Here is a 12,650-nt window from a genome sequence, read left to right on the forward strand (position 1 = left end):
CAAGTAAACCCGGTCACCTGTCATGGTGGACCGGGTTTTTTATTGCGTGAAATGCTGAAATCTTGAATCATCATATGGCATAGATGAAGGAACAGATACGGTCTCAAGCTCTGGATATCTAAGGGCAGAGAGCTTGTGGCCAAAGACGCAGCCTGTATCAATGTTAACCGTTCTACCGATAAATCTTGGTTCTTTTACGGGTGTATGCCCGTACACAATCCATGGTTTTCCGTGATATTCCTTTGCCCAGTCCTTCCTGACAGGTCGACCGTCTGGCCATGTTTCTCCGGTGACTGCTCCAAATAATAGATAAGACCTCATCTGTTTGTTCGGTTTTTTGCCAATATCCTTTTCCTTCATCGCTGCGTGTGCAATGATCAGTTCATTCGGAATCAGTACATCATAAAGCGGTGCCTTTTCAAATAAATGTTTAAATTCACGTGATAAAATGGTTTGTTCATCATGCGACAGGTTTTTGATTTCGTTCACCGTTGTTTCAATGCCATGCAGTAATTTTACGGGATTTCCTTTCAAATAGCGATACAGCTTAAAACAATGGTTGCCAGGCACATAGCGGATTGCGCCCTTAGAATAGGCGTGTATGACAAATTGCATGACGGCAACTGATCGAGGGCCGCGGTCTGTTAAATCACCAACAAGGGCCAGTGTTCTCTTATCAGGGTGGACAGGTAGTCCATGTTTGAGTTCGTATCCTAGTTTGTGTATGAGGGTAAGCAGCTCTTCGTAGCAGCCGTGGATATCGCCGATGATATCGAATTTCATAAAGGTTCCTCCTGATTTTTTCATCCAATGATCGGATATAAAGAAGTTTGAATTTTAGAAAATATAACGAATGGCTTTCATTTCATTTGCGCAATTGTTAGAATCAATGCTTTAACGTAAAACTTAAAAATTAAACATGAATGTTAGGAGGCTTTAGCCAATGGAGCATACATCTGTTTCATCACTCGTTGTCGTTATTATTGTAGCCTTTTTCACCCCCATTTTATTGCACCGATTTAAGCTGACCATCCCGGTCGTTGTCGCTGAAATCATCATGGGGCTCATCATTGGAAAAAGCGGTCTTCAACTAGTTGTTGAACACGACGCATGGCTAGATACGTTATCCATGCTAGGTTTTATTTTTCTTATGTTTTTAAGTGGACTTGAAATAGATTTTTCTTCTTTTGAATCAAAGAAGAAAGCGCGAGAACTACCAAATGGTTTAAAAGAACCGAATACATTTAAAACAGCGACCATTATTTTTGTTGGCGTATTTTGTATGTCCTTTATCCTGTCTTATGCGTTTGTCCTTGCAGGATTTATTCAAAATGCCTTTTTAATGACGCTTATTATTTCCACCATCTCATTGGGTGTCGTGGTTCCTACCTTAAAAGAGGAAAAGTTGATGCAGACGAATATTGGTCAAATCATTTTGCTTGTAGCCGTCATTGCTGATTTGGTGACAATGATTTTACTTGCTGTGTTTTCCTCCATTTATGGCGATGGAACAGGGAACATGTGGTTGCTCTTATTATTATTTGCGGCAGGTATTCTTCTTTATTTATTTGGCCGGGTATTTAAGACAAAGTCCATTTTTCAGTCCATGTCAAAAGGAACGGTGCAAATTGGGACAAGAGCCATCTTTACTCTCATTATAGTCTTAGTTGCCTTATCTGAATCACTCGGTGCTGAAAATATTCTTGGGGCTTTTTTAGCAGGTGTGCTTGTGTCTCTTCTTTCGCCTAATAAAGAGCTCGTACAGCAGCTGGACTCGTTTGGCTATGGATTTTTAATTCCGATCTTTTTTGTGATGGTCGGTGTGGACCTGAATATATGGTCACTCTTTAAAGATCCAACCATCATGATCATGATTCCGCTGCTGTTTATCGCATTATTGCTTAGTAAACTCGTTCCGATTCTTTATTTAAAAAAATGGTATGACATGAAAAAAGTCATTGGTTCTGGTTTTTTATTAACCTCGACGTTATCCCTAGTTATTGCTGCTGCAACGATTGGTGAGCGGCTTGGTGTCATTGATCATAAAATGTCAGGAGCCCTTATTCTAGTCGCTGTGCTCACGAGTGTTTTAACACCTGTTTGGTTTAAGGCCTTATTTAAACAAGAACGTGAAACCAATCATAAAAAGCGTGTGACGTTTATTGGAGCGAATCAGCTGACGTTACCTGTGACGCTTGATTTGCATCAGGATGAATATGACATCCGTATTTTACACGTCTTTCAGGAAAATAAAGAAGCCTTGCTTGCTGACTCCATCTTTGAAGTTGAAGCGATTGAACAATATGACGATGATACGCTCAGGCAGGCTGGCATCGGGCAAGAGGATGTGCTCGTTGTGGCTACAGGCAGTGAAACGAAAAATAAGGAAATTGCTTTATTTGCAAAAGAAGAAGGGTCTAAACAAGTCATTGCAAGTGTTAACAAAGCGGAAACCGAGCTGACTTTAAAGGAAGCAGGGATCGATACCTTTTCTAACTTCTTATCATCTAAAACGGTGCTGAGGGCATTGATTGAAGCACCTGATGCGATTCGCTTGTTAACAAATGAGGATTCTTCTTTGTATCAAATTCAAATGAACAATCATCGGTATCATAATGTCATGCTGAGGGAATTTCCTTTTACCGGCGATTTGGTGTTTGTCCGTATTTTTAGAGGAATTGACAGCTTAGTACCGCATGGGGATACGACGCTTAGAAGCGGTGACCGCGTGCTTGTGTCTGGCTCCCGGGAGTATGTGGCAGGACTTAGAGCCCAATTAGAGTTGCAATGAACCCTTGACCGATGAACAAATCCTGATTAAGATAGAGGTACAACAATATATGTTTGATCCACTAGGGGAGTCCTTTAAAAGGGCTGAGATAAAAGTGTAGACTTTTAGACCCTCATTACCTGAACAGGTTCATACCTGCGTAGGGAAGTGGTGCGGTGTTTGACTATGCTTTTTACAAATTCCAAACCACTTTCCACGCGGAAAGTGGTTTTTTTATATGGAAAAACAGGAGGAGAGGAACATGACATTTTCGAACGAATGTAAAGAAGCAGCAGCTAGATGGTGGAATGGGAGCTTTACACACCCTTTTGTGAAAGGGATTGGTGATGGCACACTTTCACTCGATCGTTTCACTTATTATGTGATGCAGGATTCGTACTATTTAACTCATTTTGCAAAAGTACAATCGTATGGAGCCGCTATTAGTGAGGACTTACATACGACAGGCAGAATGGCATATCATGCGCAGGGTACGTATGAAGCAGAGCTATCACTGCATAGAAAGTTCACAGAACTGCTCCAGATCTCTGATGAAGCGCTGGCAAACTTTAAACCTTCTCCAACTGCTTATGCATATACCTCGCATATGTACCGATCTGTGAAAAGCGGTCGTTTTGAAGAAATTTTAGCCGCATTATTGCCGTGCTACTGGCTTTATTATGAGGTAGGAGAAAAACTGAAACAAACAACACCTGACCATCCGATTTATCAAGAATGGATTTTGACATATGGCGGGGATTGGTTTAAAGAGCTTGTTTTTGAACAGGTGAACCGTTTTGATGAACTTGCAGAAAAAGCGCCAGAACATGTGCGGGCTAATATGAAAGAAAATTTCGTGATTTCGAGCTATTACGAATACCATTTCTGGGAGATGGCGTATGAAAAAGAAATGTGGCAAACAGCATGCTTAGATGGGGTTGGTGCAAATGGAACTCCATGCAGTGACAAATGATACGCTTCCTGTCAGGGAGCTCATCAAGCAAATAAAAGACATTGCGTCTGAAGTAGACTTTATTCATATTCGTGAACGATCGAAGGCAGCAGGTGAGCTGGTTCACCTCGTGAAACAACTCCTAGCAGAAGGTGTTCCGAAAGAAAAGCTGATTATAAATGACCGAGTTGACGTTGCGCTGCTGACCAATATTCACCAGGTTCATCTTCCAGGACACAGCTTTTCGCCAAAGGAATTAAGACAAAAATTTCCTCACCTCCATGCGGGGGTATCGGTTCATTCGATAGAAGAAGCCAAAGCAGCAGAGAAGAACGGGGCAGAGTATGTCATGTTTGGGCATGTGTATGATACCGCATGCAAACCCGGACTTCAGGCGAGAGGCATAAAGGTTGTGGAGGGAATGACTTCTGAGCTGTCCATTCCAGTCGTTGTCATTGGTGGAATCACACCAGAACGACTACCAGAATTGATGCATGTTGATTTAAAGGGAATAGCCGTCATGTCGGGGATTTTTGCTCATCCTCAGCCGCGCAAAATGGCGCAAATATTTTCTAAAAAGCGAAAGGAGAATCCTTATGAACAAGCATTATGATGTTGCAATCATTGGTGGTGGAATCATAGGGATGTCGATCGCTTATCACCTTGCAAAAGCAGGAAAGCAGATTGTCTTATTTGAGGCAAATGAGATCGGGAAGCAAACGACGAGTGCGGCTGCTGGCATGCTGGGTGCTCACGCTGAAGGAGAAGGTGATGAGGATATTTTCTTTCAAGTAGGCAGACAAAGTCAGGTTTTATATGAAAAATTAACGGTCGACCTTCAGCGTGAATCGGGCATTGATATTCGGACATCAGTGGGCGGGATTATGAAGGTGGCTTTTACAGAACAAGAAAAGCGAGCGCTTTGCCGGATGCAGCATTTGCCCACATTTGAATGGCTTGAAGCAAGCAGCGTAAAAGAACGTATGCCTCAAATAGCAGATGACATCGTAGGAGCAGGCTTGATAGCAGATGATGTACATGTCGAGCCATATGCGGTATGCAGGGCTTTTTGGCAGGCGGCTGTTCGGCACGGAGCGGATGTGAAGGAGTTTACCCCCGTTATCGATGTGAAGAGGGGAAAAGAAACATTGACAGTCAGTACAGCTAAAGGCATCTTCACATGTGATCATCTGACTGTAGCAAGTGGTGTATGGTCAGGCCGTTTTTTAGAAGAACTGGGGTTATCACACTCTCTCTATCCTGTAAAAGGAGAATGCGTGTCTGTTTGGAATAACGGTCCAGCGCTTGCACACACCATCTATCATGATCATTGTTATATCGTTCAAAGGGATAGCGGTAAGCTAGTGATTGGTGCAACGATGAAACCGAATGACTGGCAGGCCGTTCCGACACTTGGCGGTATTGAAGCAGTTATTCACAAAGCATCTCAGCTCATGCCTTCTATTCGAGAGATGCCGATTGATCAATGCTGGGCAGGTCTTCGGCCAGCGACAAGCGACCGGCACCCCTATATCGGAAAACATCCAGAAGACGAGCGTATTCTTTTTGCAACGGGACATTACCGAAATGGCATTTTACTTGCGCCAATTACGGGGGAAATCATTCGCGGCTTAATAGTAGGCGAGTCAGTTCACAAGGAATGGCTTCATGCGTTTCGTATTGGGCGAAAGGAGGCATTGTTCGTATGAAAATTCAATTGAATGGAAGAATGGTTGATTTCGATAAGGAAAATGGCACGATTTTTGATCTGCTATCAGCCTATCAACTTGAAAACCGAGTGGTGATCGTTGAAAAGAACCAAGAAATTATAGATAAAGAAGCCTTTCAACAGGTAAAAATTCAACCAAATGACACGATTGAAATCGTTCACTTTGTAGGAGGAGGATGACACCATGCTGCGCATTGGCGGAAAAACATTTACATCAAGACTATTACTAGGGACAGGAAAGTATCCATCATTTGAAGTTCAAAAAGAGGCGGTCAACGTATCAGAAGCTGAAATTTTGACCTTTGCTGTGCGAAGAATGAACATATTTGAACCATCACAGCCCAATTTTTTAGAGCAGCTCGATTTATCAGCCTATACATTGCTGCCAAATACTGCCGGGGCAAGTACAGCGGAAGAAGCGGTGCGGATTGCCCGTTTAGCGAAAGCTTCTGGACTGTGTGACATGATCAAAGTAGAAGTCATTGGCTGTTCAAGGTCTCTTCTGCCAGATCCAGTCGAAACGTTAAAAGCATCTGAAATGTTATTAGAAGAAGGTTTTATCGTGCTGCCATATACGTCAGATGATGTGGTGCTGGCAAGGAAATTAGAAGAACTTGGTGTCCATGCCATTATGCCAGGTGCTTCTCCAATCGGTTCAGGTCAAGGGCTTTTAAACCCTCTGAATCTATCGTTTATTATCGAACAGGCAAAGGTGCCAGTTATTATTGATGCGGGTGTAGGTTCTCCGAAGGATGCTGCTTATGCGATGGAATTGGGCGCTGATGCTGTATTACTGAATACAGCCGTGTCTGGCGCAAAGGACCCTGTGAAAATGGCTAAAGCGATGAAGCTGGCGATTGAATCTGGAAGACTCGGGTTCGAGGCAGGCCGTATTCCACTCAAAAACTATGGAACAGCCAGCAGTCCGCAGGAAGGAATGCCAGCATTTTGAGCACACGTTATTCACGCCAAGAGCTTTTTAGGCCTATTGGAGAGGAAGGGCAAAAACGGCTACATGCCTCAAAGGCCGTCATTATTGGGGCTGGGGCACTTGGAACAGCGAGTGCTGAAATGCTCGTCCGTGCCGGCGTAGGTTCTGTCACCATTTTGGATAGAGATTATATTGAATGGAGCAACCTGCAGCGTCAGCAGCTATACACAGAACAAGATGTTCTTGATCGGCTGCCAAAGGCTGTGGCTGCTGAGAAAAGGCTCAAGCAGGTGAACAGTGACGTTCATGTGAGAGGAATCGTCATTGACGTGACCGCTCAAAATATTGATGAGTACGTCAGCGGGGCATCCATCATCGTGGATGCAGCGGATAATTTTGAGGTGAGAATGATTGCGAACGATGCAGCCGTCAAACATCAAATTCCGTTCCTTTACGGAGCCTGTGTAGCAAGCTACGGTATTCAATTCACAGTGATTCCTGGTGAAACACCGTGTTTACACTGCCTGCTTGAGCATTTACCTGCACAAGGTATGACATGTGATACAGCAGGAATTATTAGTCCAGTTGTGCAACAGGTTGCGGCCTATCAAGTGGCGGATGCACTGAAGCTTTTAACAGGACACCACATCACGCCGGTATTAAGATCGTTTGATTTATGGACAAACGAGCGATCTGATATTCGATCCGTTACGTCTTTAAAAAAGAAACAATGTCCAAGCTGCGGTCTTAAGACATATCCATTTCTCTCATATGATCAAAGAGCAAAAGCAGATGTATTATGTGGACGAAATACCGTACAAATTCGCAGTGCACTAGGGGCACCCCCGGCGCTGCATGAAGTAGCACGTCAGCTAAAGAAAGCAGGAATGGATGTGCTGGAAAATCCTTATTTGCTTTCGTGTCAGAAGGATGAGTACAAGCTCGTTTTATTCAAAGATGGCAGAGCGCTTGTACATGGGACAAATGATATTGCGAAAGCGAGAACGATTTATCATCAATGGATTGGCTAATGAGAGGGTGAGATGACATGACGATTAAAAAAGCATTAACCATCGCAGGTACTGATTCTGGTGGTGGAGCAGGTATTCAAGCAGATTTGAAAACCTTTCAGGAGCTTGGTGTGTACGGAATGTCCGCAATTACCGCCATTACAGCACAAAACACACTTGGTGTTCACGGTATTTATCCACTGTCTATCGAGGCGCTCGAAAATCAAATTGATGCAGTAGCAGAAGACTTGTTGCCAGATGCCGCTAAAACAGGGATGCTGTGGAGTGCCGACATGATCAGTGTCGTTGCTGAAAAGACGAAGCAATATGATTTGAAACTAATTGTCGATCCAGTCATGATTGCCAAAGGAGGCGCTTCTTTATTAAATGAAGATGCGGTCTCTGCTATGAAAACACAGTTACTACCTGTCAGTTATGCAGTCACACCGAATCTCCCTGAGGCAGAAGTGCTGACAGGCATGCGCATTCAGACAAAAGACGATCGCCATAGAGCAGCAGAACGACTTTATGAGCTTGGCACGTCCTATGTTGTGATCAAAGGAGGTCATAGCCCTTCAGACGGCCTCATTACAGATCTTTTGTACGATGGAAAAAGCTTTTTTGAACTCAGTAATGAACATATTGATACACCACATACACACGGAACAGGCTGTACATTTGCAGCGGCATTAACGGCAGAAATAGCAAAAGGTCGTTCCATGAAGGAAGCCTTTGAAACGGCAGAAACCTTTGTCCATGAGGCGATCAAATTTCCTCTGAATATTGGCGCTGGGCACGGACCGACTAACCACTTTGCTTATCAGCAAAACAGAGTCAAAGCATAAAAAGAAGACTGTCTTCAATTGTGAGGGCGGTCTTTTTTCTGAAATAAAAACTTTCTTTCAGAGGAAATTGTCAATATCTCATGATTTGTGATAAGATTATGATCAGGTACTAATACTATGTCTTGAAAAAATAGGAGGCTTTAATACATATGAACTTTTCTTTAGAAGGCCGTAATATTGTGGTGATGGGTGTTGCCAATAAACGAAGCATCGCTTGGGGAATTGCTCGTTCACTTCACGAAGCAGGAGCTCGTTTGATTTTTACTTATGTTGGAGATCGTCTGGCAGAATCAGTGAAAGAGCTAGCAAGCACGCTAGAGCGTGATGATTCCATTATTCTTCCTTGTGATGTGACAAGTGATGAAGAAATCGAAAAATGTTTTGCAACGATTAAAGAAAAAGTACAAGTCATCCATGGTGTTGCACATGCGATTGCATTTGCGAACAAAGAAGAGCTTGTCGGTGAATATTTGAACACGAACCGTGAAGGTTTCCTTTTAGCGCACAACATTAGTGCCTATTCACTAACAGCTGTAGCAAAAGCAGCCCGACCGCTCATGACAGAAGGTGGAAGCATTGTCACACTTACTTACCTAGGCGGAGAGCGCGTTGTCTCTAACTACAATGTCATGGGTGTAGCAAAAGCAGCCCTTGAAGCAAGTGTGAAATACTTAGCAGCTGATCTTGGAGCGGAAGGCATCCGTGTGAACAGCATTTCTGCTGGTCCAATTCGTACGTTATCTGCAAAAGGAATCAGCGGCTTTAATACGATCCTGAAGGATATTGAAGAGCGTGCACCGCTTCGCCGTACAACGACTCCTGAAGAAGTTGGCGATACAGCACTATTCTTATTCAGTGATTTATCGCGCGGCATGACAGGTGAGAATCTTCATGTTGATTCTGGCTTCCATATCATTGCCCGCTAAACGAATAAATGATTTGCAGCATACCAATCACTGGTATGCTGTTTTTTATTTTTCTTCTGATTTGGGGTGTCCTCTCATATATATAAGGAATGAATCATTCGGGAGGGATTAGTATGTCAAATAAAGGTGATGAGAATCAAAAGCCGCTTATGTATATTGTTCAGCCGAGCTATGATGAATCAGCGCCGGCCATGCAAAATATTGTGAGAAAGCGCAAGAAGTCAGAAAAACCTTCAGAAACCAAAAAAAGCGACAAAGAGCATGCAATCGAAGAGAGCGTGCAAGAACCTGTATCACAGGAAGTAAAGCAGAAAAAAGAAGAGCCGCCTGCGCTACAGCAAGAGCGGGAGATCAATCAAGAAAAAGATAATTCACAAAATCGAGAGCCAGTACAAGAACAAGAAAAACAGCCAGAAGGCGTATTTCATGAAACAAAAGAAGAACCAAGAAGAAAACGAGTGAAGAAGCCGTTAAGCCAAATGAATATCGAGGAGAAAGTCGATTTTCTTACAAGTCTGCCGCATAATATGCCGAGAGCGCTTTGCCTCATTGAAGCCGATGGAAAAACATACAGAGGAATCATCATGGAGAGAAAAGACAATATGGTGGTCATCCGCACAGCAGGCGGCGGTAATCCAGTGGAATTAGCGATTGGTGATATTTCTTCTATTCATCCACTTGGTTTTTAATGAACATAAAAAAAGTCCCATAACGGGACTTTTTTTGTTAGCAGCTACGGTTGATGAGTCTTGGATTTAAGCACTCGATTGCGCAGAAGCAGTCAAGGTCTACTTCAATGCAATATTTTGATTTTTCTAAACGGAACACATCACATACGGAATCTTTATCTGTAAAATCTAAAATATGACGATCTTTGTCAAATGCAATAAGCAAGCTGAGTGTTGCGCAGTGATCAGAGATGTGTTCGACTCTGAAAAATGCAGTGCTGAAGCAAGGGCCAGCATCTACTTCTCCGACGTTTCCGAATGCGACGAATGGTTTTGATTTTGAGGTAAATAGAACAAACGGGACAGTGTCACCTAATGAATGTGATGGAGAAAGGAGATTGCTGTAACAGCTGGTCGGGCAATCCTCTTCGACGGCATTTTGTAAGTCGTTTATGTTTTCAACAGCCTCTGCTACACAGTTCCATGAATGTTTGCGGCTCATATTCAACCCTCCTATACAAGGAAATTTGTTTGAGTGTTTGAGCACTGTCATCATCATCTATAAGCTTTATTATGTGTCTCGCCGGTTGATGCATCTAATGTCAATCAATGCGGAAGCGGCCGCCTTTTGCTGACTGCTCCGCATGATTGGTTGTCATTCGTGAGGAAGGGGATGATTTGACTTATGACAAGTTAGATGAGCGGGCGATTGGTTTAGCCGTGGTGATGATGCTTTTTATCTTTTGTTGGCAGGACTCTGTCGACAAGTTCTGGATTTAAACATTGGATCGCGCAGAAACAGTTCAAATCAACTTCGATACAAAAGTCCGCTTTTTCTAAACCAAAGAAGTCAGGATCGCAAGGGTGACAAACGCTTAGCGTATGTCCGTGTACATCAACAGGTCTTAATACAGATAATGTGGCACAGCAGTCATGCAATTTTTCAACCCGGAAGAAAATGGATTCGAAGCATTGGCAATCGTCAACAAATCCTCCAATGTTTCCGAAAGTAGAGAACAATCCGCCCTTTTTATCAAAAAGTAAAAACGGAATCGTATCTTTTCCAGAAACTGTCGGGCTTAATAAATTACTGTAGCAGCTCGTAGGACATTTATCTTCTACAGCTTCCTGCTCTGCTAAAATCTTATCAACCGCATCGCATACACAGTTTTCATCATGTCGGCCATGGTGTTTTCCGCAGCTCATGGATTTCAGCTCCTTTAACAAGGTATTTGACTTTAGTCCTTAACAACATATGTATGCGCCCTCTAGTTGGTGTGGGTAAATGACTATTTATCTTTGTTGTATTTTTAGAAAAAGGAAAAGCAGAGCTTTTCGCTCTGCTTTTGTACATTAGAGGATACCAATTGCAACGATCGTCGCAACAAGTGTCTGTGTAAGCGTTTGGATGGCAATAGAGATGTCTGCATCGATTGTAGAGACTGTAACGTTTCTAGAGTTTTCGATGACAAGTTTCTGGCGATTTGTTTGTTTGTGGCTAGCTGCTTGCAATAGATCTTGCGTGACGCGGTCAGCTAGGTCACCATCAGCGATTGAGATGTTTGTAATGGTGATGATCGCTGTTTGAACAGCTGCTTGGATAGATGCTGCAACCTGTGCATCAACAGAAGAGACGTTAATGTCACAAGAATCTCTAACGATAATGACTTCCTCAGATGTCTGCTTTGTCACACTCACTTGATCAAAGTCTTGTAAAACATCTTCATCATCATAATAGTGGCCGTCACAAACTGCTTTTCTTTCGTAGTTATGATGGTAATCGCCGTGGTGTGTACAGTTGCGATCTAGAGCGACCCAAGAGTATGGTTTAGAATCCATTTCTTTTCCTCCTTCCGTTTACTTTATTAAATGCTGGAATGATTGGTTTTGTCTCGGGCATTTATCCTAGCAGGCAACCCATTTTTATTTAATCGTTATTTTGCTGCGCTTGACGACGCTGCTGGATACGTTCTCGAAGTGAATTTCGTTTAGGGCGCACTTGTGGTTCAGGCTCGACCTCTTCTGCATGTTTTGCTGCCTCTGCCTGACGCTTTTTCTCCTGCTGCTGCTGTACGAAATCATCTGCTTTCTTTTGTAAATCCTGAACCAGCTTCAAAATCATCCTTCTTTGATCTTCTGAAAGGTTTGCTTTCTGATCATCTGTGACATTATTTTTGTTTAAAATATCACTCACAAGAAGGCTTGTTAATGGATCAACATCAGTGTTGATTTGAAACTCCTTTTTTTCGTTCTCTTCAGCCACGATTATTTCACCTCTTTCATACGTGATGTTAGAAAAAGAAAGGGTCAAAGAATGCCGGCTTCAACTAAAAGTACATTCAGTGTTTGAGTGAGAATTTGTACGGAGTTCATAATGGATGCATCAGATAATGTAATCGTGACGTTATAACAATTGATGATTTGAATCACTGTTTTCTTTTGAACTGTCACTTGTTGTGCAGCTAAAAGCTGTTCTGTGATGTTTGCAGCCACTTCATCATCTGGTACAAGAATTTGAATTAAAAGAGTAATGATTGTCGTTACGGTCGCTTGAAGGGAGAGTGCGGCTGTTACATCTGTTTTATGAATCGTGACATTTTCGGAATCCTTGATCTCGATGAAATCATCATAATTGCTGATTAATTCGTTCAACAGTTGTGTGTATAATAAATCAGCACTTTCTTCAATAGACAATACTTTCACTCCTTTCTTATCTATACATTATTTAATGCAGCAGAGGCTCAAGGTGGAATCGGAAAGCATGAAAAAGTACAACCCAATTTTATTTGCACCCGATTCATCATGGTGGTCTTTCTTTT

The 12,650-nt window shown here is 42.6% G+C and carries 16 protein-coding genes and 1 riboswitch; of the genes, 10 read left to right on the forward strand and 6 right to left on the reverse strand.

The genetic code is table 11. The features are described from left to right. Nucleotides 1-39: 39 nt before the first annotated feature. The gene (gene prpE / locus MKY11_RS05755; protein ID WP_274660969.1) at nucleotides 40-783 is read right to left on the reverse strand and encodes a bis(5'-nucleosyl)-tetraphosphatase PrpE; all 744 of its coding nucleotides are present in this window, start codon (nucleotides 781-783) and stop codon (nucleotides 40-42) included. A 160-nt stretch (nucleotides 784-943) separates the two neighbouring features. Here prpE and MKY11_RS05760 point away from each other — a divergent pair, with 160 nt between their 5' ends. From MKY11_RS05760 to MKY11_RS05805, 10 genes are all read left to right on the forward strand, one after another. Continuing rightward, a complete protein-coding gene (locus MKY11_RS05760; protein ID WP_274660968.1) occupies nucleotides 944-2,791 on the forward strand; it encodes a monovalent cation:proton antiporter family protein in 1,848 nt (615 codons plus the stop codon). A 53-nt stretch (nucleotides 2,792-2,844) separates the two neighbouring features. Further along, nucleotides 2,845-2,954, forward strand: a riboswitch (TPP riboswitch). 78 nt (nucleotides 2,955-3,032) lie between these two features. Continuing rightward, nucleotides 3,033-3,743 carry a thiaminase II gene (tenA, locus tag MKY11_RS05765; protein ID WP_017367022.1) on the forward strand — a complete coding sequence of 237 codons (711 nt, stop codon included), beginning with the start codon at nucleotides 3,033-3,035 and terminating at the stop codon, nucleotides 3,741-3,743. After that, nucleotides 3,718-4,335: a thiazole tautomerase TenI gene (gene tenI / locus MKY11_RS05770; RefSeq protein WP_342501932.1), complete on the forward strand. Its 618-nt coding sequence runs from the start codon at nucleotides 3,718-3,720 to the stop codon at nucleotides 4,333-4,335. Before tenA ends, tenI begins: the two co-directional genes overlap by 26 nt. Further along, nucleotides 4,319-5,431, forward strand: a complete 1,113-nt coding sequence (gene thiO / locus MKY11_RS05775) for a glycine oxidase ThiO (RefSeq protein ID WP_050827160.1) — start codon at nucleotides 4,319-4,321, stop codon at nucleotides 5,429-5,431. The genes tenI and thiO overlap by 17 nt, the downstream gene beginning before the upstream one ends. Next, nucleotides 5,428-5,631: a sulfur carrier protein ThiS gene (thiS, locus tag MKY11_RS05780; RefSeq protein ID WP_017367025.1), complete on the forward strand. Its 204-nt coding sequence runs from the start codon at nucleotides 5,428-5,430 to the stop codon at nucleotides 5,629-5,631. Before thiO ends, thiS begins: the two co-directional genes overlap by 4 nt. Before the next feature lie 4 nt (nucleotides 5,632-5,635). Beyond that, a complete protein-coding gene (locus tag MKY11_RS05785; protein ID WP_007498979.1) occupies nucleotides 5,636-6,403 on the forward strand; it encodes a thiazole synthase in 768 nt (255 codons plus the stop codon). After that, a complete protein-coding gene (locus tag MKY11_RS05790) occupies nucleotides 6,400-7,413 on the forward strand; it encodes a thiazole biosynthesis adenylyltransferase ThiF (RefSeq protein ID WP_024720132.1) in 1,014 nt (337 codons plus the stop codon). The genes MKY11_RS05785 and MKY11_RS05790 overlap by 4 nt, the downstream gene beginning before the upstream one ends. A gap of 17 nt (nucleotides 7,414-7,430) precedes the next feature. Next, on the forward strand, nucleotides 7,431-8,237 hold the full coding sequence (gene thiD / locus MKY11_RS05795) for a bifunctional hydroxymethylpyrimidine kinase/phosphomethylpyrimidine kinase (RefSeq protein WP_326112583.1): 807 nt from the start codon (nucleotides 7,431-7,433) through the stop codon (nucleotides 8,235-8,237). Nucleotides 8,238-8,386: 149 nt separating this feature from the next. After that, nucleotides 8,387-9,163, forward strand: a complete 777-nt coding sequence (fabI, locus tag MKY11_RS05800) for an enoyl-ACP reductase FabI (RefSeq protein ID WP_003211867.1) — start codon at nucleotides 8,387-8,389, stop codon at nucleotides 9,161-9,163. 113 nt (nucleotides 9,164-9,276) lie between these two features. After that, nucleotides 9,277-9,852, forward strand: a complete 576-nt coding sequence (locus tag MKY11_RS05805) for a CotO family spore coat protein (protein WP_024720134.1) — start codon at nucleotides 9,277-9,279, stop codon at nucleotides 9,850-9,852. Nucleotides 9,853-9,889: 37 nt separating this feature from the next. On the opposite strand, the gene MKY11_RS05810 is transcribed toward MKY11_RS05805, so the two are convergent. The 5 genes from MKY11_RS05810 to MKY11_RS05830 all read right to left on the reverse strand — a co-directional run bounded on the left by MKY11_RS05810 (nucleotide 9,890) and on the right by MKY11_RS05830 (nucleotide 12,525). After that, entirely contained in the window at nucleotides 9,890-10,333 is a 444-nt protein-coding gene (locus tag MKY11_RS05810; protein ID WP_008348434.1) for a CotY/CotZ family spore coat protein, read from the reverse strand. A gap of 212 nt (nucleotides 10,334-10,545) precedes the next feature. Then, nucleotides 10,546-11,037 carry a CotY/CotZ family spore coat protein gene (locus tag MKY11_RS05815; RefSeq protein WP_144666782.1) on the reverse strand — a complete coding sequence of 164 codons (492 nt, stop codon included), beginning with the start codon at nucleotides 11,035-11,037 and terminating at the stop codon, nucleotides 10,546-10,548. A 147-nt stretch (nucleotides 11,038-11,184) separates the two neighbouring features. Further along, the gene (locus MKY11_RS05820; RefSeq protein WP_008348431.1) at nucleotides 11,185-11,670 is read right to left on the reverse strand and encodes a spore coat protein; all 486 of its coding nucleotides are present in this window, start codon (nucleotides 11,668-11,670) and stop codon (nucleotides 11,185-11,187) included. Between the two features lie 88 nt (nucleotides 11,671-11,758). Continuing rightward, the gene (locus MKY11_RS05825; protein ID WP_035392394.1) at nucleotides 11,759-12,094 is read right to left on the reverse strand and encodes a hypothetical protein; all 336 of its coding nucleotides are present in this window, start codon (nucleotides 12,092-12,094) and stop codon (nucleotides 11,759-11,761) included. A 44-nt stretch (nucleotides 12,095-12,138) separates the two neighbouring features. Beyond that, nucleotides 12,139-12,525, reverse strand: a complete 387-nt coding sequence (locus MKY11_RS05830; protein ID WP_041092031.1) for a spore coat protein — start codon at nucleotides 12,523-12,525, stop codon at nucleotides 12,139-12,141. Between the last annotated feature and the right edge of the window lie 125 nt (nucleotides 12,526-12,650).

Origin of the sequence: Bacillus sp. FSL W7-1085 (assembly GCF_038595035.1) — a bacterium.
Taxonomy (GTDB): domain Bacteria; phylum Bacillota; class Bacilli; order Bacillales; family Bacillaceae; genus Bacillus; species Bacillus altitudinis.

Excerpts from the sequence above, each read along its gene's own strand:
- prpE (WP_274660969.1), bottom strand. The coding sequence starts at position 783 with ATGAAATTCGATATCATCGGCGATATCCACGGCTGCTACGAAGAGCTG.
- MKY11_RS05820 (WP_008348431.1), bottom strand. The coding sequence starts at position 11,670 with ATGGATTCTAAACCATACTCTTGGGTCGCTCTAGATCGCAACTGTACA.
- MKY11_RS05785 (WP_007498979.1), top strand. The coding sequence starts at position 5,636 with ATGCTGCGCATTGGCGGAAAAACATTTACATCAAGACTATTACTAGGG.
- fabI (WP_003211867.1), top strand. The coding sequence starts at position 8,387 with ATGAACTTTTCTTTAGAAGGCCGTAATATTGTGGTGATGGGTGTTGCC.
- tenI (WP_342501932.1), top strand. The coding sequence starts at position 3,718 with ATGGAACTCCATGCAGTGACAAATGATACGCTTCCTGTCAGGGAGCTC.
- MKY11_RS05805 (WP_024720134.1), top strand. The coding sequence starts at position 9,277 with ATGTCAAATAAAGGTGATGAGAATCAAAAGCCGCTTATGTATATTGTT.
- thiO (WP_050827160.1), top strand. The coding sequence starts at position 4,319 with ATGAACAAGCATTATGATGTTGCAATCATTGGTGGTGGAATCATAGGG.
- MKY11_RS05760 (WP_274660968.1), top strand. The coding sequence starts at position 944 with ATGGAGCATACATCTGTTTCATCACTCGTTGTCGTTATTATTGTAGCC.
- MKY11_RS05810 (WP_008348434.1), bottom strand. The coding sequence starts at position 10,333 with ATGAGCCGCAAACATTCATGGAACTGTGTAGCAGAGGCTGTTGAAAAC.
- tenA (WP_017367022.1), top strand. The coding sequence starts at position 3,033 with ATGACATTTTCGAACGAATGTAAAGAAGCAGCAGCTAGATGGTGGAAT.
- thiD (WP_326112583.1), top strand. The coding sequence starts at position 7,431 with ATGACGATTAAAAAAGCATTAACCATCGCAGGTACTGATTCTGGTGGT.
- thiS (WP_017367025.1), top strand. The coding sequence starts at position 5,428 with ATGAAAATTCAATTGAATGGAAGAATGGTTGATTTCGATAAGGAAAAT.
- MKY11_RS05815 (WP_144666782.1), bottom strand. The coding sequence starts at position 11,037 with ATGAGCTGCGGAAAACACCATGGCCGACATGATGAAAACTGTGTATGC.